The 22239-nt window shown below is 36.9% G+C and carries 24 protein-coding genes and 1 pseudogene; 9 read left to right on the top strand and 16 right to left on the bottom strand.

Going from position 1 to position 22239, the window contains the following annotated elements; genetic code table 11:
• Window positions 1-136: 136 nt before the first annotated feature.
• The 3 genes and pseudogenes from fecE to V5290_RS13310 form a co-directional block, all read right to left on the bottom strand.
• Window positions 137-901: pseudogene (gene fecE / locus V5290_RS13320) on the bottom strand (Fe(3+) dicitrate ABC transporter ATP-binding protein FecE).
• Entirely contained in the window at window positions 901-1869 is a 969-nt protein-coding gene (locus V5290_RS13315) for a FecCD family ABC transporter permease (protein WP_333386663.1), read from the bottom strand. Before V5290_RS13315 ends, fecE begins: the two are co-directional and overlap by 1 nt.
• Complete coding sequence (locus V5290_RS13310; RefSeq protein ID WP_333386660.1) at window positions 1866-2867, bottom strand: FecCD family ABC transporter permease; 1002 nt, start codon at window positions 2865-2867, stop codon at window positions 1866-1868. Before V5290_RS13310 ends, V5290_RS13315 begins: the two co-directional genes overlap by 4 nt.
• Before the next feature lie 305 nt (window positions 2868-3172).
• Between V5290_RS13310 and V5290_RS13305 the strand changes: the two genes are divergently transcribed.
• From V5290_RS13305 to V5290_RS13295, 3 genes are all read left to right on the top strand, one after another.
• A complete protein-coding gene (locus V5290_RS13305) occupies window positions 3173-5287 on the top strand; it encodes a TonB-dependent receptor (protein ID WP_333386657.1) in 2115 nt (704 codons plus the stop codon).
• Window positions 5288-5289: 2 nt separating this feature from the next.
• A complete protein-coding gene (locus V5290_RS13300) occupies window positions 5290-6186 on the top strand; it encodes a Fe(3+) dicitrate ABC transporter substrate-binding protein (protein WP_333386654.1) in 897 nt (298 codons plus the stop codon).
• Between the two features lie 284 nt (window positions 6187-6470).
• The gene (locus V5290_RS13295; RefSeq protein WP_333386650.1) at window positions 6471-6905 is read left to right on the top strand and encodes a universal stress protein; all 435 of its coding nucleotides are present in this window, start codon (window positions 6471-6473) and stop codon (window positions 6903-6905) included.
• 108 nt (window positions 6906-7013) lie between these two features.
• Here the strand turns inward: V5290_RS13295 and V5290_RS13290 are convergent, their stop codons facing one another.
• Window positions 7014-8876: a PhoX family phosphatase gene (locus V5290_RS13290; RefSeq protein ID WP_333386647.1), complete on the bottom strand. Its 1863-nt coding sequence runs from the start codon at window positions 8874-8876 to the stop codon at window positions 7014-7016.
• Between the two features lie 178 nt (window positions 8877-9054).
• Here V5290_RS13290 and V5290_RS13285 point away from each other — a divergent pair, with 178 nt between their 5' ends.
• Window positions 9055-9306, top strand: a complete 252-nt coding sequence (locus V5290_RS13285) for a TIGR03643 family protein (RefSeq protein WP_333386644.1) — start codon at window positions 9055-9057, stop codon at window positions 9304-9306.
• 31 nt (window positions 9307-9337) lie between these two features.
• On the opposite strand, the gene V5290_RS13280 is transcribed toward V5290_RS13285, so the two are convergent.
• Entirely contained in the window at window positions 9338-10267 is a 930-nt protein-coding gene (locus V5290_RS13280; protein ID WP_333386641.1) for a patatin family protein, read from the bottom strand.
• Window positions 10268-10616: 349 nt separating this feature from the next.
• Here V5290_RS13280 and V5290_RS13275 point away from each other — a divergent pair, with 349 nt between their 5' ends.
• The gene (locus tag V5290_RS13275; RefSeq protein ID WP_333386638.1) at window positions 10617-10958 is read left to right on the top strand and encodes a hypothetical protein; all 342 of its coding nucleotides are present in this window, start codon (window positions 10617-10619) and stop codon (window positions 10956-10958) included.
• Window positions 10959-11329: 371 nt separating this feature from the next.
• Window positions 11330-11698 carry a VOC family protein gene (locus tag V5290_RS13270; protein WP_333386635.1) on the top strand — a complete coding sequence of 123 codons (369 nt, stop codon included), beginning with the start codon at window positions 11330-11332 and terminating at the stop codon, window positions 11696-11698.
• 315 nt (window positions 11699-12013) lie between these two features.
• Here V5290_RS13270 and V5290_RS13265 read toward each other — a convergent pair whose 3' ends face one another.
• On the bottom strand, window positions 12014-12706 hold the full coding sequence (locus tag V5290_RS13265; protein ID WP_333386632.1) for a cupin domain-containing protein: 693 nt from the start codon (window positions 12704-12706) through the stop codon (window positions 12014-12016).
• Window positions 12707-12884: 178 nt separating this feature from the next.
• Between V5290_RS13265 and V5290_RS13260 the strand changes: the two genes are divergently transcribed.
• Together V5290_RS13260 and V5290_RS13255 are read left to right on the top strand one after the other, a co-directional pair.
• Window positions 12885-13403 carry a TetR/AcrR family transcriptional regulator gene (locus V5290_RS13260; RefSeq protein ID WP_333386630.1) on the top strand — a complete coding sequence of 173 codons (519 nt, stop codon included), beginning with the start codon at window positions 12885-12887 and terminating at the stop codon, window positions 13401-13403.
• Window positions 13404-13842: 439 nt separating this feature from the next.
• On the top strand, window positions 13843-14670 hold the full coding sequence (locus tag V5290_RS13255; protein ID WP_333386627.1) for a CmcJ/NvfI family oxidoreductase: 828 nt from the start codon (window positions 13843-13845) through the stop codon (window positions 14668-14670).
• 216 nt (window positions 14671-14886) lie between these two features.
• Here V5290_RS13255 and V5290_RS13250 read toward each other — a convergent pair whose 3' ends face one another.
• The 7 genes from V5290_RS13250 to V5290_RS13220 all read right to left on the bottom strand — a co-directional run bounded on the left by V5290_RS13250 (window position 14887) and on the right by V5290_RS13220 (window position 19562).
• Window positions 14887-15417, bottom strand: coding sequence for a GNAT family protein (locus V5290_RS13250; RefSeq protein ID WP_333386625.1), 531 nt, complete (start codon window positions 15415-15417; stop codon window positions 14887-14889).
• Between the two features lie 253 nt (window positions 15418-15670).
• Window positions 15671-16000, bottom strand: coding sequence for a hypothetical protein (locus V5290_RS13245; protein ID WP_333386621.1), 330 nt, complete (start codon window positions 15998-16000; stop codon window positions 15671-15673).
• A 223-nt stretch (window positions 16001-16223) separates the two neighbouring features.
• Window positions 16224-16712, bottom strand: coding sequence for a hypothetical protein (locus tag V5290_RS13240; protein WP_333386618.1), 489 nt, complete (start codon window positions 16710-16712; stop codon window positions 16224-16226).
• 398 nt (window positions 16713-17110) lie between these two features.
• Window positions 17111-17764, bottom strand: a complete 654-nt coding sequence (locus V5290_RS13235) for a cold shock and DUF1294 domain-containing protein (RefSeq protein ID WP_333386615.1) — start codon at window positions 17762-17764, stop codon at window positions 17111-17113.
• Between the two features lie 135 nt (window positions 17765-17899).
• Entirely contained in the window at window positions 17900-18163 is a 264-nt protein-coding gene (locus V5290_RS13230; protein WP_333386612.1) for a hypothetical protein, read from the bottom strand.
• A gap of 111 nt (window positions 18164-18274) precedes the next feature.
• On the bottom strand, window positions 18275-18955 hold the full coding sequence (locus V5290_RS13225) for a DUF5677 domain-containing protein (protein WP_333386610.1): 681 nt from the start codon (window positions 18953-18955) through the stop codon (window positions 18275-18277).
• 205 nt (window positions 18956-19160) lie between these two features.
• Window positions 19161-19562 (bottom strand): ACT domain-containing protein, encoded by a 402-nt coding sequence (locus tag V5290_RS13220; RefSeq protein ID WP_333386607.1) that lies wholly within the window; start codon window positions 19560-19562, stop codon window positions 19161-19163.
• Window positions 19563-20030: 468 nt separating this feature from the next.
• Between V5290_RS13220 and V5290_RS13215 the strand changes: the two genes are divergently transcribed.
• Window positions 20031-20210, top strand: coding sequence for a hypothetical protein (locus V5290_RS13215; protein WP_333386605.1), 180 nt, complete (start codon window positions 20031-20033; stop codon window positions 20208-20210).
• 210 nt (window positions 20211-20420) lie between these two features.
• Here the strand turns inward: V5290_RS13215 and V5290_RS13210 are convergent, their stop codons facing one another.
• From V5290_RS13210 to V5290_RS13200, 3 genes are all read right to left on the bottom strand, one after another.
• On the bottom strand, window positions 20421-20552 hold the full coding sequence (locus V5290_RS13210; RefSeq protein WP_333386603.1) for a hypothetical protein: 132 nt from the start codon (window positions 20550-20552) through the stop codon (window positions 20421-20423).
• Window positions 20553-21037: 485 nt separating this feature from the next.
• Window positions 21038-21526, bottom strand: a complete 489-nt coding sequence (locus V5290_RS13205; protein ID WP_333386600.1) for a hypothetical protein — start codon at window positions 21524-21526, stop codon at window positions 21038-21040.
• The gene (locus tag V5290_RS13200; RefSeq protein WP_333386598.1) at window positions 21523-21837 is read right to left on the bottom strand and encodes a hypothetical protein; all 315 of its coding nucleotides are present in this window, start codon (window positions 21835-21837) and stop codon (window positions 21523-21525) included. The genes V5290_RS13205 and V5290_RS13200 overlap by 4 nt, the downstream gene beginning before the upstream one ends.
• Window positions 21838-22239: the final 402 nt, after the last annotated feature.

The raw sequence follows: 22239 nt of genomic DNA, 5'->3' as shown, positions 1-22239 counted from the left end.
CTATGAAACGAGCGTTGCTAAGAGTGTTTTATTCACAGAATATTCCTATTCTTAAAGATAATTAAGATAAATACTTTATATTACTGTGTTATTAAATGCCTATCAGATTGAAATTGAAAGATATTTATTTTATTGCCTAATAAGCGACGCACATCGGCGTATTGGCAATAGGGTCTGGAACCACTTTTGCCGCGAGAGAAAATACATCTTGTAATAACTGTTCAGTGAAGACAACTTCTGGTTCACCCTCTGCAACTACCTCACCTTGTTTCATCACTACAAGATGATCGCAGTAACGGCAAGCTTGGTTAAGGTCGTGCAGGACAACAATCACAGTTTTACCTTTGGCTTTCATTGCCTGCATTAGTTTCATCAACTCAATTTGATGTGATAAATCCAAATAAGTAGTCGGTTCATCTAACATCACCACTTCGGTATCTTGGGCTAGTACCATAGCAATCCAAGCTCGCTGTCTTTGACCACCTGAAAGGGAACTTGCAGTTTATGTTGCAAATTCACTGACTTTTGTTTCGAGCATCGCTTGATTAACGAGCTGCTTATCTTGGTTATTTAACTTACCCCAATGAGAAATATAAGGAGAGCGTCCATATTCTACTAAGCGTTGCACGGTTACGCCTTCAGGTGTGGTGAGTATTTGCGGTAATAAAGATAGCTGTTGCGCTAATTGTTTATCGGCGAAGGCTTGTAAAGGTTGATTATTGAGTAATACTTGCCCTGCACTGGCTTTATTAATACGGGCTAACGCTTTTAATAGAGTCGATTTACCACAACCATTAGGGCCAATTAAAGCGGTGATTTTTCCCTTAGGTAAGGTTAAGTTAAGATCTTGGATAATGGTTTTATCTCCATAGGAGACAGTGAGGTTTTCCGTAGAGATCATTACCAAGCCTTATAACGTTGTAGTAAAAAGATGAAGTAGGGGGCGCCAATTAATGAGGTTAATACACCTGCGGGTAATTCCAGTGGCGGCTGTAAGCCTCTTGCTAATGTATCTGCAATAATCAACATCAAAGCCCCTAGTAAAGCCGAGGCAGGAATCAGGTATTTATGATTATGCCCGAATAACATACGTGCAAGATGAGGAGCCAATAATCCAATAAAAGCAATCGTTCCTGCTACTGCAACACTAATACTGGCTAAGATCACAGCCGTTAATAGTGCAATTAATTGTAACCTAGAGGGGCGAATACCTAGGGACGTTGCACAGTCTTCACCGAGTCCCATGACATCTAATCGCCATGCTAACCAAAATGCAAAAGGCAGAACAACGGAAAGTGTCGCCCAAATAATAGGTACTTGTGTCCAGTTTCTTCCCCATAAACTACCCGTTAACCAAACCATCGCAGTATTCATTTCAACTGGGTTGACGATAATTAAAAAATCGATACCGCTAGATAGGAAAGTACTAATCGCAATGCCTATTAACGCGAGTCTGATCGGTGTTGGTTTAGTTTTATAGGCGATCAATAAAATAACTGCGGCGGCAATTAAACCACCCGATAGGGCGGTTAAAAGTAATAGATAAACCGGTGCTGCTGCATAAAAAACTAATAAGCTGGTGGCTGCTAATCCTGCACCTGCACTAATTCCCATTAAATCAGGGGAAGCAAGAGGATTACGAATAACACCTTGAATCAGAGAGCCAGATAAACCTAAGCCTGCACCAACGCCAATCGCTAATAACAATCTAGGTAAACGGTATTGATTAACAATGAAATCATATTCGCCACTATGCAGTAAGGTATCGATGATCTGCTTTCCAGAAAGCGTTGAGGCACCAACAAATAAACTGCCAACGCCAATTAACAATAAAAGAAGTAATAGCGAAGTGAGTTTTAAACGGCTCATAGGGCTTTATTCCTAATACTGAGGAATACGAAAAAAGGTGCGCCAATTAATGCGGTGACCACACCTACAGGCGTTTCAGCTGGAAAGGCAATACCACGTGATAAGGCATCTGCCCAAACAATTAAACAACTGCCTAATAATGCACTAATAGGCAGTAATAAGAGATAGTTGTTGCTCACTAATCGTCTTGCAATATGCGGGACGATTAAACCAACAAAGCCGATTGGCCCAACTACCGCAACGCTAGAAGCGGTTAATAAAATAATCGCCAGACAAGATAAAAAACGAGTAAAGGCGATATTAATACCTAAGCTGGTGGCGACTTCATTGCCTAGTGCGAGCAGATTAAGATTTTTAGCAACATAGATTGCAATAGCTAAACCAACCAGACTGGTTGGCCATAACTGCTGCCATTGTTGCCAATCCATACTTGCTAAAGAGCCTGATAACCAAGTGATCACGCTATATGCTCTATCATCCGCTAAGATAATTGCTGCACGAGTAATTCCAATCAATAAAGCATTAATCGCGATCCCCGCCAAAATTAATTTTAATGGGTTACTCCGAGCTGAGAAAAAACCGCCTAGAAAAATCACTAATGCACCACTAATTAAACCGCCAACCGATGCCGATACCAAACTTGATACTTCCCCTAAAACATTAATACCAATACTTGCTAGCGCCATAAAGCAAGCTGCGCCTGAGTTAATGCCTAATATAGAAGGTGAAGCAAGTGGGTTGCGGGTTAAGCCTTGCATCAACACTCCAGCTACCGCTAAATTTGTACCAATTAATATTGCTACTAATAATCTCGGGATACGCGTGGTTGCTAATATTTGCTGTTCAATGCTCTGACTGTCGAAATTAAATAAATAAGCTGAGATATGTGACAGGTCAAGCGGGAAGCTAGACCAAGCAATGAGAGAATAAGCAAAGCTAAATAAGAGCAAAGTAAATACGCAAACAAAGAGCAAAATATATCGAATAGAGAGGGGCATAATATTTTGAAATACCTAAGTGAAGGAAGAAGCTACCTTGTTTATTCGCTTAGGCCTTACAACAAAAGTCATATCACCTGTTAGATGTCGAAGATTCTATTTTAAAGAGTAATAACAATCAATATCAAATAAAAGGATTTAACTTAGTCAAAACGACTTTTTCTCTTGTTAATGATATGGATTATCAATACTATTCGCATATAGGTTCAGACACTACTGGAATGAGTGAGTTGAACCAAAAAATTGTATGCAGAAGGCCTTAAACGGATTTTCTATCACCTAAACTACAACATGAGCAATCTACCATGAAATTTGCTATCAATCCTGTGACACACAGCCTCGCCCTAATTTTGGGATTAACCTCTTACGTATCTGCTGAAGAAACCGCTACAGAACTCGATACAATGGTGGTTGTAGGTAAACAAAACTCTTATTTAAACCCAGAAGTAAGCACTGCCACTAAGAGTAACGTTGACCCTAAAGATACACCGTTGACGGTCAATGTGATTAACCAACAGTTTTTACAGGATATCCGTGCGGAATCTTTATCAGATGCTTATGGTTATACAACTGGGTTAAGTCAATCAGGTACAAACGCTGATAGTTTTAGCTTACGTGGTATTGATACTGACCTTAATAACATTCAAGTGAATGGTTTACCGGGTTTAGCTTCTCGTTTTGGTTCACCAACAACAGCTAATGTTGAACGTATAGAAATTTTAAAAGGCCCTGCTTCTATTATGTACGGGCAAGTACAGCCAGGTGGTTTGATGAATATCATCACTAAAAAACCACAAGAAGAAGCATCATTTAGTTTTGATATCTCAGGTAATAGCTATAGTACTGGCGTTAGTGAATTTGGTGATGACAATAGTTTTACAGGATCGATAGATGCAACAGGTCCACTAACGGATGATAAAAAATGGTTATACCGTTTTATAGTAAGTGCTGAAGATAATAATTCATATCGAGATGATGTTGACTCTCAAAATTATTACTTTTTCCCAACGTTAACTTATCGTCCAAGTGATGAAACAGAATTAACCTTTGGTTTGGAATTACAAACTGAGCAACGCGTTCCTGATGATGGTTTAGTTGTATTAGATAACGATATCAATCAAATTGCTAAAATAGATACACATTATCAATCTGCTGATGATAATGGTGAAGATAAAGGTTTGGTGGCTTTTGCTACTTTTAATACCTTGGTCACTGATGACTTTGATATTACAGTTGATTGGCGAAGCGTGTGGCATGAAGATACTCGTGAATACTACAGAACAACTTCAGTTGATAATACTACTGATACTGTTAGCTTAGTTGACCGTGAGAATGATAATAAACGTCAATATCACTTTATTGATACTAGAACCACTGGCAGTTTGTGGTGGGGTGAAGTTGAGCACCAGTTATTAGCTGGCTTAAGTTTTGGCTATGAACAAAAAGATTTTGATCGTTTAACTTATGATGATGCTCGTACTGTAGATTTCTCTAATCCAACAGATTTAACTGGGCATGAAGGTGATTCGAGTGTTAACCATCGTATTACAGAGTACATGAACTACGCAGCTTATCTGCAAGATACAATTTATTTAAATGAGACTTGGACATTAATGACTGGTATTCGATATGCCCGTCAAGATGCTGATTTTGAAAGAGTAGATAGAGGGATAACTGATTCAAGCTCGAGCGATGCTTTTGTTTCTCAAGCTGGTGTGGTTTATCACTTATCTGAAGCAACTTCATTATATGCTAGTTATGGTGAAAGCTTTAACCCAAATAGTATCGAAGACACTGATGCTAACGGTGACCATTTCGACCCTGAAAAAGGTCGTCAATATGAGGTGGGAACGAAGACCGATTTATTTAATAACAAAGCTAACCTATCTATTGCCTACTTTGATATCAAGAAAACTAACGTCGTTGAAGAAAACTTATCAACTGGGGAAGATGAGCTGTTAGGTGGTGTTAAGAGCACCGGTGTTGAAGTAGAGCTGTTAATGATGCCGATAGAGAACTGGCAGGTTAAACTAGGTTATGCTTACGTTGATGCTAGAGTGTCAGATAACCCTGATGATAATATTGAAGGCAACCGTACTGCTGCGAGTGCTCTACATGATGCTTATGTGTGGACTAAGTATAACTTCCCATACAAAATTGCTGACGGTATCGTAGGGACTACATTAGGGGCAAACTACGAGGGTTCTCGTTATACTGATGAAGACTCAACAGACCGCGTTAAACTACCAGGTTATACAACTGTTGATATTGGTCTTCATTATGAAATTGAGCATTACCGCGCTTCATTAAATATTGAAAACTTATTTAATGAAATCTATTACTACGGTGGTTCTGGTGATACTAATATTTACGCAGGTGATCCACGTAATATTACCTTCAGTTTATCAGGTAAATTCTAACTGTGTTTAAGCTTACTTATCAGCGCCTTTTGGGCGCTTTAATACTGCTTTGTACTGCATTGTCAGTACAGGCAAGTATTGAAGTAGAGCATGAACTGGGTACGTTAACTTTGCCACAAGCGCCTAAACGTATTGTGGTATTAGAGTATTCATTTATTGATGCACTTGCTTCAATTGGTATTTCACCGATTGGTGTTGCAGATGATTTAGATCCGCAAAGAATCATTCCTGCTGTACGTGAGTTACTTGACCCATGGACTTCGGTCGGCATGCGCTCGCAGCCTAGCCTAGAAGTAATTGCACGTCTTAAACCTGATTTGATTATTGGTGATATTTATCGCCACCGTGTTAGTTATCAAGATCTTTCTCAAATAGCTCCTACTATGTTGCTAAAAAGTCGTGGAGAAAGTTACCTTGATGCTTTGGAAGCCGCTAAAGTGATTGGTAAAGCAGTAGGTAAAGAGTCAGAAATGTTAGCCCGTATTAGCCAACATAAACAGTTAATGGATAGCTATCGTGAACGTTTCAAGAGTGAAGAAACGATTCAATTTACTACGGTTAATGAACGTGGCATGTGGATGCATGGACCACTGTCTTTTACTGGCAGTCTATTTAGTTACCTTGGTTTGAAATCAGCATTACCTGATTTACAGGATAATCACTTAATACAAGCTAACTTAGAAGTATTGTTAAAAGTAAACCCAGATTGGTTGTTTTATGTGAGAAGCAAGCCAGTTACTGTGTTGGAAAGCTGGGAAAATAATTCGTTATTTAAATTACTTAAAATCAGTAAAACAGGACAAATGGTGCAGGTGTCTTCAGCACTTTGGTCTCTAAACCGTGGCATGCTAGCCGCTGAAGGGATTGCCAAAGAGTTGGATGAAGCCTTAAATGACTAGCTGTTTAACTCAGCCAAATCAACCAAAAACTAAACTATTTTGTCGCACAAAATAGTTTAGTTTTATCCTCTTCATGTGAGCGATTTAGTTTGTTCATTACTCATCTTACATAACTCACCTTACATAACTAACTTCTTCCATTTATATCGTTTTTCTAGCTTTGATCTAAATCATTAGAACAGCGAAAAAGCCTTAAATTTTGCAGTAATGTGCTGGTGGCATCAAGCTCACTTCCTCTTTAGTACTAATATTATAAAGTGATATGTTGAAGAAGGAGGTTACCCATGAGTTACCGTCATATTTTAGTTACTGTAGATTTTGAGGAAGACAATCAATTAGTGATCGATAAAGGTGTTAACTTGGCTAAATCACTCGGTGCTAAGTTGTCACTGGTCCATGTTAATCAACTGCTCGCAGAGTATGGTTTTACAGGCTTAATGGATTTAAGCCTTGCAGGATTAGCCGCCTACCCAGACTTGGAAGAGCTTACCCAACAATTAACAACATTAGCCTCTGAGCTTGATTATGATGTTGCCCACACTTATGTGGTGAATGGCGATATTAGTCATAGCTTAGAAACTCCTGTGAAAGAGGCGGGTATTGATTTAATTATTTGCGGCCACCACCATGATTTTTGGAGCAGGGTTAGTCCAACAGTCGGAGGGCTTGTTAATACGTCTTCTGTGGATTTATTGATTGTGGCACTGATCGATAAATAAAGCGTTTTAAAAGGAATAAAAAAGGGAACCTTATGCAGATAGGTTCCCCTTTATTGAGCTAATAGTTAAGTATGGCTCGGCTAGATATAACCGAACGGAATATCGGTATTAGCTACCGATAACACCACCGTCATCTTTAGTGATCATCATAATTGTTGAACGTGGCTTACTATCGCCGCCAGCCGGGAAATGGCCTGTCGGATGTTGAATACCAACGAACATGGTTTTTTGGTCTTCAGAGAAAGTTAAACCAGTCACTTCACAACCAACAGGGCCAGTTAAGAAACGACGTACTTCACCAGTTTCAGGATCACCACATAACATTTGGTTGTTACCTTGTCCTGCAAAGTCACCTTTGTTTGAGAAATCACCGTCAGTTTGAATCCATAAACGACCTGCTTTATCAAAACCAAGACCGTCAGGACTGTTAAACATATTGTCTTTATTAATGTTTGCACTACCTGCGTATAAATCACCTTGATGAACCGTTGGATTACCTGCTACCAAGTATAAATCCCATGTGAAGGTATTGCTGGTATGGTCAGATTTAGTTGGTGCCCAACGTAGAATTTGACCGTAATGGTTTTCTGCACGTGGGTTAGGGCCCCCTACATCTTGACCTTCTTTAACACCACGGTTTTTATTGTTAGTTAAAGTACAGAAAACATGTTTGTTATCTGGGTGAATAGCAACCCATTCAGGTCTATCCATTGTTGTTGCGCCTACTTGTGTTGCAGCTCGGCGAGCAAAAATCATCACTTCAGCTTGGCTATTAAAGCCATTTTCTTTAGTTAAACCATTCTTACCGTAAGTTAATTCTAACCATTCACCTTCGCCTTCCAACTTGTCGGCATGCATAGCAAATTTAGCAACAAATAACGTACCTTCTTCAAGTAGTTGACGATTTGCCTGGTCATTACCTTCTTGGTATTTATGTTTAGTGACAAACTTATATAAATGCTCGCTGCGTTCATCATCGCCTAAATAAACCACTACATGGCCATCATCATTGACCATGATTGCAGCGTTTTCATGTTTAAATCGACCTAGTGCAGTACGTTTTAATGGAGTAGACGTTGGATCATTTGGATCAATTTCTACAATCCAACCAAAACGATTTGGCTCATTTGGGTTTTTAGCAAGGTCAAAACGCTCATCAAAATTGTGCCATTGGTATTTACTTTGTTCTGCGACGATACCGTAACGTTTGTGGTCATCAGTCAGTGATGCTTCATCTACAGAACCGAAGAAATCATCAAAGTTCTCTTCACAAGTAATGTAAGTGCCCCATGGTGTGTGACCATTTGAACAGTTATTAAATGTACCCAATACTTTCTTACCTGTTGGGTCGGCTTTTGTTTTTAATAAATCATGACCAGCAGCTGGGCCGGTTACATGCATTTCAGTGTTTGCAGTAATGCGGCGGTTTGCTTTACCTGTTGGGTCCATTACCCATTTACCTTCTTTTCTCACTAACTCAACAACCGTCACACCAACAGCCGCCTGAGCTTTTTTAACATCATCAGCAGTCATTGCTTTGCCTTGATGTGAGAATAAAAATTGGTAGTTCGTATATTCATTGTTTACTGCAAGAATTACGCGATCTTTTGATAATGGGAAAACACTCATACCGTCAGTGTTATCACCAAATTGCATCATTTGTGCTTGAGAATCTTGTTTGCCATCAGCATTGAATGCTGGTGCATCAGGGAAAATCGGATCGCCCCATGACATTAGTTGGCTAGTGCTATAACCCTTAGGAACAATCACAGAATCACTGGTTGAAGTCGGAATTTGCGTAAAGTTTAAAAGCTTACTGTCCATGCTTGCAGCAATCGCTTTTGCTACTGGGCTAACTGCTAAAAATGCACCTGCGCCAATTGCTGCTGTGCCCATTAAGAAACGACGACGTGATAAACGTGCGTCAATCATGCTACTAAAGTCCGTTTCTTTATCTAATAAGTCCGTCATGTTTATTACCTTTTTCATTTATTTAAAGGGGGGAATAAAAATCGAGCTCTAGACTAAAGCAGTAAGATGACAAATTTATTACCGTTATTAAAATCAGTTTTTAATGAAAAATAAGCAAAGATTAAACCTTGTCACGTGTACTTTCGTATTAGATTTTTTAAATTTGATGGAAAGAACAATGGCACTGACAGCAAGTGAAGTATCAAGAGTAATTGAAATGGCGTGGGAAGATAGAACGCCTTTTGAAGCAATTGAAGATCAATTTGGTTTAAGTGAAAAAGCATTAATTAGTTTTATGCGTGGGCAATTAAAGCCAGGTAGCTTCAGATTATGGCGTGCGAGAGTCAGTGGTAGAAAAACCAAACACTTAAAACTAAGGTCGCCTGAAGTTAGCCGAGCTTACTGCTCCACACAATACAAACAAAGATAAAACGGCGATTACCATGTTACCTTTGTATCAATTAATGCACTTTAAATAGTTGTGCTGACTGGCTTTGTAAAAAGGCCTGACCCACTTCAAAACCTAATTGATAATCTGCCATTAACGCTTTATCGCTGCTGCCTAAAATACGGCTGGCTAGCTTTGTAGGCGGAGATATTTCAATCACTTGTGCATCCTCAGGTGGCTGCTGAATAAAACTAATGGCTTGGTTATAAGCATTCTCATAGCCAGTAATAATATCTAATACCTTCGGACATTTATTGGATTTACAAACCCAAGACTTTAACTTTCGTGCCCACGGGTAACCTACATTACGATCCGTTGGCGCTGTGCGTAAAACAATGATTTTCTTCGCGCCGCGATTATACGCTTCTTGAATCGGAATAGGTAAAGCTACGCCGCCATCTACATAGTGGTCAGTGCCAATTGCCACGCCTTTTTTATACAAATAAGGTAATGCGCTGGATGCTTTGAGCATGGTTAACCAGTTGTCTGCCGTAGGTTCAAGAAATGTAGGGCAGAAGCCATTCATATTTGTCGCTGAAAAAAGTAACTGACGATTCACTAATTGGTTTTCTGCACATTGCATATTGAGCTGATATTCTGGCTCACTAACACGGTCAAAATACCAATCAAGATCCATTGCATTACGCTTAGTAAAAGAACGTTTTATACTAAAAAACTCAGGATCTCTTGAAAGCTGCATAATCGATCGTTTAGCGTAACCTGATTGACGAGTCATGTAAGTTGATAGGTTTTGAGCTCCAGCCGAAGTACCAATTAAAATAGAAAAAGGATTAAAGTCCTTGGCTAACCAGCTATCTAATACGCCTGCTGTAAAAATACCACGCTGACCACCACCTTCAACAACAAGTGCAGTTTCTTTAACGGGTTGGGTTGCTTCACAGTTAGGTGTATTGGCGAATGATGGTACTGGTATTTGGCTCATTTGATGTCCCTATTAAACTTTTTAGCTAATATACGAGCATTAATTCAATAGGTAAAATCGTTTTAATTTTAATAATTGATAGTTAATTGTTATTTATTGTTTTGTCTAGGCATCGCTTGATATCTGTATTGCCTATTAAATAATTTAACTATCTGATTTTATATAATATTTCACTTTCATTAACCAGAACTGAGGGTAAATAGGGGATTAGCTCACATATGAAAGAGTAAGCTGTGGCATAATCAACAATAATCAATGACTAATATGATGATACTTATTAAGATGAAATAAATTTGATTATCGATACGATAACCAATTATTTTTTACCCTAATTAAACAGAAGAAAAAAATGACAGAATCTAAACTTATTCCTTACCGATTACCCTTTGCTATATTTGTTTTTTTTATTACTTATATGCTACTTACTCAAACCTTTTTAGTGCAGATTCCTTTATTAACCAGCGAGTTAATTCATCATTTGTATGACCCATTTGTTGTTGCTAAGCAAACTGATATGGTCGCGCTTATTTATGGTATTTTTGCGGGAATAATCGGGCATTTTTTATTTGGAAAGCGTTGTGAAATTGAGCCACAAGTTAATAAAAAAGGTTTATTAAAAGGGTTGGGCGTATTGGTCTTAATTATTGCTGCTTACGGTTATAACTTAGTACAACAATCCTCGATTGTTTAATACCTCTAGTCTGTTTTCTTAACTGCTTTTTACTATTTGTAATGGGCAGTTAATACTTCTATTTTTCCCCTTCTATTGTGCATATTCTAAGTGATGATCTTAATCGCTTGGTTATGATCACACTTTATTATAAAAAATAACTTTTCCCAATGAAATATAACTTATTGATTATTAAAGCTATTTAAACCATCTTTTTGAATATTCATCACTTTTCTTGTTATTCGATAGCGTTTATTTTTAAAAAACAGATTGACTATCTATCGGTAGGTATGCAAATATTCGTGTCGTTAACAACGACACAACGTTACCAAGTGGCTATTGATTGAGACTTAAATAACGTTACTTCATCTTTTTAAAACAGGGATTAAATTATGATTGGATACACTACGATTGGTTCAAAAGACCTAGATAAAGCAGTTTCTTTTTACAATGAACTACTTGAGTTAGTTGGCGGTAAAATTTTATTAGAAATGGATAGAATTAAGTTCTACGGAACAGATGCTGGTGGCGCAATGCTAGCTGTTTGTACTCCTCATGATAACAACCCACAAAGTGCTGGTAACGGTCAACAAGTGGCTATTCCTGGTGGTTCAATTGAAGGTGCACAAGCGCTTTACAATAAAGCTATTGAACTAGGTGCAACAGACGCCGGTGAACCAGGTCAACGTTTTGACTTCTTCTATGGGTCATACGTTTATGACTTGGATGGCAACAAACTTTGTTTCTTCCACATGACCTAAGTGAATTAGTTCATTTTCAGCAAGAGCAGCTTATATCAATTACACTAATATAATTGGTATCAACAGTGTTCTTGCTTTTTTCTTTTTCTAACAGCAAAACCAATCTATCTAAACCATCTTCTCGTCATAACCCCTTTAAAAAATCCTAGCTAAAACGTGACTTTAAACAACGTATATGTTTAAATTTTTAATGTCTTTAATAACAATAACAATAAGTTATATTAAGTGATGTGTTGCTAGGTTATTAGTTTTGGGGAGTTGTAATAGCTGCTTTAAAGGAAGGAATGACCACTTAAACAGTGGCCATTTATAGAATTATGCATTTGTTACGCGTGCTATTTGTTCTTCAACTTGTGTTAAATGTCCAGTCTTAACCCATATCGTTGCGCCTTGTTCACCCGCTTCGAGCTGCAAGTTACTGCCTATTGGAGTACGCAACCAACTGTGTTTATTTAAGGTATCTGTAGACTCTTGTGCTGAGCCTTCAAGTACCAATAACTCTGCGCCGCCTTTTGCCTCAAGCGAGTAGGTCGCATTTGCTTGAAAGTGCAATACACTAACTTCTTCAATATTATCTAAATAAAGTGGAGTGACAGCAACTTGGTTATTATCATGAAGTTGTGTTTTACCCATTTTATTCATCTGTAAACGAACATGTGTACGATCGTTTGCATCGAACTGCCAAAGTTTTACCAACATAGTACAGCCGCCTTTGGAGCTTGGTTGATGGCGAGACTGTGGTGGGTTTCGTATATATGAACCAGTAGGGAATTGTCCGTGCTCATCTTCAAAAATACCTTCCAGCACAATAAACTCTTCACCACCGGTGTGAGTGTGTTCACTGAACTTACTGCCTGGCTCATAACGAACGATGGTGGTTGCTCTTGCTACTTCAGCGCCTACTCTATCGAGGGGCTTGCGGTAAACGCCCGCCATAGGTGATGCTATCCACTCTTGAAGCTGGCTGTGTACAACAGCGCGTTGACTAAAATCAGCTGCGATTTTCATATTACCTCCAATTTTGCTACAGTAGTTATCTATCGATAGGTAGTTATATGGTTTAATTGTTTATAAGTCAACTTTAAAAGGGATCTTGGCGGTTAACTGCCTTACTCAGAATACATTATTACTTGTAAATAGTGATGCTCTGCTTGATAATTTATATTCAATGATGGGGAATACAAGAATGAGCAAAAAAGAAGCATTATTAAAAGCTGCAGAAGATAAAGTAAGACAAGGTGGCTATAATAATTTCAGTTTCCGAGAAATCGCTAATGAAGTGGGTATAAAAAGTGCCAGTGTCCACTACCATTTCCCTACCAAAGCGGACTTAGGCGCTGAGTTAGCTCATCAATATACGAATGCTTTTTTAGGAGCATTAGGCGATGTGGATGAACTTAAAGCTGCGAATAAAGATCCTATTGAAGCTTATACACAACTGTTCAGAAGTGCGTTACTCAACGATGACAAAATGTGTTTATGTGGTTTGTTAGGCGCTCAAAATGAAAGCTTACCTGAAAAGGTTCGTTCAGAAGTAAAACGTTTTTTTGACCTGAACTTAGCGTGGTTACAAAAAGCGCATATTGCTAATGGAGAAAACGAACCATTACATGCAGCTATCCTTACCGTTAGCACATTAGAAGGTGCAATGATGATCAGTAAGGCATTAAATGACCACAGCTATTTTAAACTAGCGACTCAGTAAAAGTTTCGCGGGTACACTTAGTTCTCGGTAATGTTAAGTGTATCCAGTGCCATATCCTATTAAGTACTTCCTCACGATTTATTGCTTACTATTTTGATAACCCACTTATTGCCTAAACCAAAGTATTTTAATTTAATTGTCTCTTATCCAAAACCTTTGCTGTGAGTTTTAGGCAAAAGGCGGTACTCATATCAAACTCACCTTATAGCTAGCTCATTTAGTTGAATTTTTAATTTATTGATTTTTAATTACTTTTTTAATTTCACACCTTCATTTTTATAGAGCGCACTAAAAAATGGCTAATATAGATTGCTATTAGTAACTAATTAATCTTTAATAACTATAATTACCTATCGATAGATAGCTTGGGTTTAATTTGGATAACTAACAACGAGAGTGAACAGCAGTTGATAGTTAGAGTTAAATAGCAGAGGTTGATATGAGTACTAATACAGTTGAAAAAACAACACTTCATTTTATTAAGGCAAGTGCTACAGGTACACCCGTGATCAATTATTCTGGCTTTGATGAGCAGCAAGAATATAGCGCACATTATGGCTTCGAAGAAACGGAAGTAATCAATGCAAGGGCGGTTTCAACAGAGACTGTTTTTAACTTAGACAACGCTGGTTTTCAGCTCACCCATTTTAAACCCAATGAAGTTGATTTTTTAGAAAGTGAAACGGTTAAAGCTGACTATTATCCGCAAGTGGAAGCTTTGATAAAAGCACAGACGGGCGCAGCGCATGTAGTTGCATTTGATCATACAGTACGTCGTGGCATTAAAGCTTCCAACCGTCATCCTGCTTACCATGTGCATAACGATTACACACATCAAACCGGACCGATAAGAGCACAAACCGTATTGGATGAAGCTATCCTAAAACGCTTTGCAGGAAAGCGCATGGTTCAAATAAACCTATGGCGTTCAATTGATGGCGTGATAGAGAAAGATCCCTTAGCATTTTTAGATTTCTCTACGCTAGATAATAACGATTTAGTAAAGGCTAATATTTCATTTAACGATATGCACTCAACACAAAAGCATCAAGGTGAGATTTTCGCACTGAAAAAGAATAAACACCAAAAATGGTATTACTACCCAGAGATGGATGGCACCGAAGCCGTATTAATTAAAGGTTTTGATAGTGAACCAACAAGCGCTCGCTTTGCGATGCATACAGCCTTCCCATTAGCTAATCAGGGCGAGCACAACAAACCAAGACAAAGTATTGAAACAAGAACCTACGCATTTTTTGATGCTTAAGGGGGATTGATAAAGCTCGAGTTTTGCTTCGTCTGAGCTCACCCTGACAGCTAGCTATTTATTAGGAGCGTTTTCGTCCTATCGGCGACATTCTTCCTTTTACCAGAAAAGAAAGGGAGCGAGTGAAGCAAAAGTTGAAAAGCGATCAAGAAAATAACTTAATAAAGCCGCTTTCACAACAATTTTTAAAGTGTATTTCTTTGTTATTATTTATGTTTATGTGCGATGAAGGACGTAAATTGCATGGTCAACAATTCGTCCATTTAGATTTTCAGCATTAGCAATAACAGCTTCTTGTTTAAGGCCTAGACGCTCACAAACAGCTCTACTAGCCAAATTTTTAGTAGCGGTTGATATTTGAACTTTTTGCATTAGTAATTCATCAAATGCTATTTCTATAAGTTTTTTACAAACACGAGTAATTATACCATTACCTTGAGCTGATGCTGTAAGCCAATAACCAATTTCGACTTTCTTTAATTCATTATTAATCGTATTGAAGGATACATTGCCAACTAATATTTCATTATAAAATATGGCACAGACCATTGACTTTCCATCGGCGTAATCATGAAGGGATTTATTTATAAATGAAGAAAAATCCTGTTCAATTTTGCAATGTGTAGGCCATGCTAACCACTGCTCAAGATAAGGTAAATTCTCTTGGACCAATTTTGCGTATATTGGAGCAAAAGACTTTTGAATTAATGATAACTTAATTTCATTGTCTACTTTTAAACTGAACAATTGCAACTCCTTAAAAATAACGCGCCTTGAGCTGACTAATACAAGCTAATAATAATTTAAGATGGGTGTCTTTATTATCATGCTCGTATTCGATTACACTTTTTTATTTACATAAACGCAAACTGATAAATAACTTTTACAGCTAAATCAACATTGATAATAACGTATTCCATGTTTTGTGCTCCCTGAGCCATGAGCACATACAACTACAAATTAGCTGAGTGGTGTAGAGAGTCCAATTATTTTGTTAGTTTTATATTGCTAGTGCAACCCCCAAACCAACAGCAATTAATGCAATACCGAATTGAACAGCAATACTAATCGCGGCAAGCACGAAACCTGTAACGGTATTCGTTTTAAACAGCCATGAGAAAAAAACAGCAGTAATCAGGAAAGCAATAAAACTAGGAAAGAATCCTTCACCAATTAAAACAGTAGCCAATATACTAGCAATTATTGAAAGAATAACGGCAATAAAACACACACCTAAAGTTGCTCCTTCAATCTTTAAAAGATTTGCACCTATTTTTATAGGTATAACTGTAAAAATAAAAATAATTACAAGTACGATTAATATTTCCATAAATGACCTATTTGTGAAAACTAATGCCCACTTATGTGGACAAAAATTGTGGGCTAAAATTTTGTTGAGGAACGAAAAAATAACCCATCATTTCTGTTACGATTTTAAGTTATTGTTAGCATTAAATATTCTAATGCTAGCGACAAAACGATTCCGATTATATAAACACTAATCAACTCTAAGGAAAGTTTACGGATATCTTCGAACTTTCCTCAGCAGCTTGTTAGACTGTTTTTTCCTCAATTAATGATCTTATAATCTCTATAACTCTATATGCGTCTTCTTCGTTTATATTTTGTCCTTCAATGATAGAGCGCTTAAATGAAAAAGCTCCAACCCATCCAGAGCTTTCAACAACCCCAACAGTTAAACTTTTATTTAAAATGTAATACAAAGGACCAATCACAAGACCTAAACCTAATAAAGGTGTGAATATAACACCTAAAAACAATGCCATTTTCCAAGGTTTTTCATAACCATAATATGACGAACTTATAGATTTCATTGGTATTATTCTTTTTTCTCGACCTGCTAATGAAGATGTAGTGAATTTCAACAAATTATCTTGAATTTCAATTTCATTTGTAGGATCAATCTTAAATAAAGATAATAACCAAGAAAGCAGGCCTCCTTGTCTACCCACTATATGAACAAAATTACCATCTTCATTTTGACTTTCACTTGCGTACCATTTTTTAATAACTAACGACATTTTTATACTTCCATTTATTATAATTTAAAAAATTTTTAGCTTCTTAAGCTGAAAACCCCCACATTCCGGCTAGAAATGTGTTTATTTGCTAAAAAAGCATGATAATACTCTTGGGGTGAATTAAATCAATTTCTTATGGTAGTATTTATGAATTTAAAGTGATTTTTATGTCTTATTGATAAGAGAGATGTTATTAGAAAGATAATCGTCTGATGTGAATACAACAAACCAAGACAAAGTATTGAAACAATAATCGACGCATTTTTTGATCTTTAAGCTTGATTGAGAAGCTCAATAGTGGGGTAGTTAGAACCACATTGAGCTTTGATTACTTGTAGCGCTTTGATAGGTGCATTTAAAAATAAAAAGAGTTAACTCTATTTTTCTTCGTTAATTAGCTATTTAAAAAAGGGTAATACCATATCGTGTAAAAGGTACTGACCTTGTTCTGTATAGATAATAAGTAAGGTGGCGATATTAAAAAATACAGTAACGCGGTAAGTACTAATAAATTCGCTTTTACTTGTTTTGTGTCGTAATACTTTTTGTGCAATTAGCGCTCCCGGCCACCCACCTATCAGAGAAAGGAAATGCAATGTCGCTTCTGAAGTTCTCCAACGGCCTGTTTGCGCCGAATACTTGTCTTGTGCATAAACAAGAATAGTAATTAAGCTAATCAATGCGTAGACGAAACCAATAAAAAATGGAAGTTTACGGCTGAACACAGCAAGTATTAATCCAATACAAAAAAGTACGGTAAATATAGAACTCAAGATATAGCTTTTAGGTTTACTATTTTTAGGTGAATGACGTTCACGGCTTTTAGTTTTTTCTTGGTTATTATCTCGTGCAAATCTAATATTAGTCGCTTTGTATCGGTTACCACTTTCATGTACTAATTCGTAGATAATAAGTTCACCATTAACCGGCCTACGTGATCTTGAACTAAAAGCTTTAATATGGACAAAAGCACGAGTACCGCCACCGTTTGGCTCCACAAAACCAAACCCTTTGTCGTCATTCCAGTTTATTACTTTACCTTGAAGCTTCATGTGTTCCTTAAATTTGGTTATTTTTATTGCTTTAGTTTTAAAATCAATTAGTTAAAGCATGTTTTTAGTTGTATATATTTAAGTATTTTAACCTCCTCAGAATGATGAGAAGGTATCTACTAACGTAGAGAGAGACTACTTTCGTTTAAATGGATTTGTTATGTGGCTACAGCCATTTCCAGCTTTCATCAGCTCATTCCAAGCTTTACCAAGTAAAGATGGAAATAATCGAGGATAAAATAAAGAAGTAAAGGCAAATAAACCAAATATTTCCCAAAAACCTATACTGCCTATAAATGCATTTTCTGGTCCCCAAAAAGTTAAATACTTATTGGTTGCTAACCAAAGTAATACTGTTGTTGGCAGAGCAAATAACATAGATGCAAATTGTCCAAGCAAAAACTCTATAAGCTTATTCTCTGATTGTTTGATAATAAAAAAAACTTAGCTAAAACTGCTACATAACAAGACTATATAATTTCTCTATTTAAGTGAGAATAAAGCCAATAATTATTTATCGTGTTTTACAAACTCCGCAAGTCCTAACATATTTTGGTCCAATTTTTTCTGAAGTGTTTTAAAACCAAAGCGCTGTGAAAAAGCATATAGTAAGCCTGATAATGCCATGAATGAAGAAAGATAAGCACACTCTATATGGGCTTCATGCGCCTTAGTTTGCTCATCAACATTCTTAGGAGAATCATTAAAAAAAGTACGACCACTTGAAAGTAATGAACCATAATAACTACCATGTATAACTTCTGAAGCATCGCCATACACCATAAAATAAGCACCATTCAATTCCATGGCTCTTTCGTTACCAAATACTTCTTCTATTTCAACAATTCGTTGGGGTACACTTAAATCAGTCCAGTTTTTTGTAAAACCTTTTTTAGTAGTAAAATCATATATTTGCTTGCAAACATATTCGCTAAAAGTGATTTCTCTATTTCTCTTTATTGAAATTTTATGGTTGCCAATTCCGGTCGATTTTTCTAGGTTTTTATGACTTTTTGCTACTGCATGTGCAATAGCATTATCAACTGCATCTTTACCTTCGGCCAAAACATATGTCGCATTTATACACCCCTCAACAACAGACCTAGCTATAGGTAATGAATCACTGAAACGAAGGCTTGATAAAGAACTAATTGCTTTTATTGTTTCTATTGAACCACCCGCAGACAACATTAATGAAATGAGGACTGAGCTATCGTTATGATCATACTCAATAGAAAGACTCTCACCTTCTATTTCTATATTTTACTTATCTATAAGAAAGATAGCCAAATTTAACAGTTTCATTTGGGATTCTATTAACTTTTCTAGTACAAAAAGGCTAAGCATAAAACACTATTATTCTTTGTTCCGTTTAAGGCACTTATTAGCAATATATTTACAATTGCTCATCGAATTCTTGTAATGCCGAAAGTGCTAAGTCAGCTTTAGACGATTGTACAAAAACATGATCATGATAATAAGCAGCGATAACGTTAGCGCTTATACCTTTACTAGCTAGTTTTTCTGATACGGCTGCAGTCAAACCAACCGCTTCAAGACTAGAATGGACTGTTAATGTAATTTGGCGAAATGAACCTTCAAATTGAAGTTCAGCACCTTCCGCAACATTTTTTTCTAAGACTAAGGTTAACCCCTCTGCTTCAGAAAATGTTGCCACCGGATTAAGCGATGTATATTCAGTGAAAGATCCAGGAACAGTACAAAAAACAAAATCAGATCCTAATAACTCTGGTTTCATCGACTTTAATAATTTATCTAATTCTGTAATTCCGGACATAATTATAATCTCAATATTGTTAACGAGGCTGTAGAATTTCTCATTCTCAGCCTTATTATTTAAAATAAAAAACAACATTAATTCACATTTACTTGATATTCAAATAAATTATTCACTTTTCAATAAATGATTGATTGATTGATTGATTGAATTGAGTTGTAAGAGTGTTTATGAGGTTAATTAGGTTTTATTATTGCGGTTTAAGAGCTTAACCCTTGGTTAATTTAAATTATTCCTTAACTTCTCTGTATTATGAGTGAGACAGTACATTTGCCATTGCTTATTCACTTTATCTTGGCGGGGCGTGCATTTATTAATCCTTTTTTCACTGTGACTTTACTGAACACAACGGGGAATACAATGATAATAAGGGGGATTAGATAACGATACTTGAGATTGGCGTGACTGCGTCACAACAACTACCTCTTAGCATGTAAAACTACATAACTAAAAGATAGAAGGGTAATTATGATCCGACTAAGTTTATGGGGGACCTCGATCTTCCTTGTATTAATTAAAGGTTTTGATAGTGAACCAACAAGCGCTCGCTTTGCGATGCATACAGCTTTCCCATTAGCTAATCAGGGCGAAAACAACAAACCAAGACAAAGTATTGAAACAAGAACCTACGCATTTTTTGATGTTTAAGGGTGATTGATAAAGCTCGATTTTTGCTTCGTCTGCGCTCACCCTGACAGCTAGCTAGTTATTAGGAGCGTTTTCGCCCTGTCGGCGACACCCTTTCTTTTACTAGAAAGGGTACAAAGAAACTGGCCACCGAATCGCTTTCTTACTCCAAACGCTAAATGCCTTTCTTAACGCACCAGCTCATACAGCACATCCATGTGCTGAATGAACTTACAGCAAACGTCCTGTTTGCTGTTGCTGAAAGTCATTTATCGCTTGGGAAAGCTCAACGGTAGGGCAGTTGTAGCCATATTGAGCTTTGTTTTTCTTAGGGTTTTGTGGGCAAGCATTTTTAAAAAGCAAAAAAACATACCTAAACCTATTCTTTTTTAGCCGTTTTTAGTTTTGTTTCGTCTGCGCTCGTCGTGGCAGTTTGATTTTTATTGGCAGTGTTTTCGCCCTGTCGGCGACACCCTTTCTTTTACCAGAAAAGAAAGGATGCAAAGAAACTGGCCACCGGATCGCTTTCTTATCCAAACGTTAATTGCCTTTCTTAACGCACCAGTTCATTCAGCACATGGATGTGCTGTATGAACTTACAGCAAACGTCCTGTTTGCTGTTGCTGAAAGTCATTTATCGTTTGGAAAAGCTCAACGGTGGGGGAGTTGTCGCCACATTGAGCATCGATTATCTGCAGCTTTGTTATAGGTATATTTTAAAAAGTAAAAAACAAGACTTGACTCTATTTTCTCATCGATCTTATTTTAGTTAAACTCCCCCTCAGGAAACTGACTCATCGAAATTCCTTTAGTATAAAAACCGCTATTTACTATAATAAATAAACCCTTTAATCTGCGATTGGGATTGCTAGCTCTGCTTGCGAAAGTAATACTGCATTTCGAAGAGCAGAGATAGCCGCATAAAGTGAGTAACCCAATAAAAATAAACAAACTACAAGCATGGAATAAATATCTATTTGGTCAAAGTGATTAAAGTAAACTTTTTCTTCAAAATATTGCTGAATATAAACACCCTTTAAAATTGATGATGAAGTCGTTGAAGCTAAACCATAAGTTATAATCGCAAATGCGGAATCTGCAAACTTGCCAAAATGCTTAAAAATAAGTCCTCCATTATATGAAGTATCATCTTTTATAGACAGGTAATGAACAACAAAACAACATATAAAACCTAACCATAATGATGCATTCAAACTTTCCCATTTTAATACCGACTTAATAAGAAGCATTGTTGCTTTCGTATTCGACATAAGAATAAATGACAAAACAATCAAAAAAATAAAAACACCGATAAGTTTAAAGTTTAGAGCCTTCATAACTCGCTCCGATTAAATTTTTCAGATTTAACTTTATCTTCACTATCAGTACTTTTACCAAGAAGTGCACCAATTAAACTACCAATAATCACACCAGGAACACCACCAACAACGCCTACAAAACCACCGGCAGCCATTGCACTTGGTGTATTTGAATTATTTTCAGCTTTCACTTCATTAACCGAAAATATTTGTTTATCAACTTGAAAACGCTTGGTACCTAATTGATTCGCTAATTCTCGTCTGGAAATAGCACTTTGTTTTAAATACGTTTTTTGACCCGTTGTGCGATTTCGTACATATAATTTCATTTACAGTAAACCCTCCTTGGGCTTATAACAAGGCTGTAGAATTTCTCATTTTCAGCCTGTTTATTTAAATAAAAAACGACAGTAGCTTACATTTACTTGAGATTAAATAGATTATTTTGTTTTTATTAACTAATTGATTAAATTGAGTCATAAATGTGATTAGAGGGCTAAATATGAGGGATTTATTGAGTTAAGGGCTGCTCCCTTGCGTTAATAATGTTTGGGGATGATTACCGGGTGTTTCGTACTTTTTGCTTTTATTGTTTTTTGGTTCGTCTACGCTCATTTGGGCTGTTAGGTTTTTATTAGCTGAGATTTCGCCCTGTCGGCGACATCCTTTCTTTTACCAGAAAAGAAAGGATGCAAAGAAACTGGCCACCGAATCGCTTTCTTACTCCAAAC

It is taken from the genome of Psychromonas arctica, from assembly GCF_036697365.1.
Lineage (GTDB): Bacteria > Pseudomonadota > Gammaproteobacteria > Enterobacterales > Psychromonadaceae > Psychromonas > Psychromonas arctica_A.
Note: the sequence above shows the minus strand (reverse complement) of the source record. Positions and strands in the feature narration are given on the sequence as shown.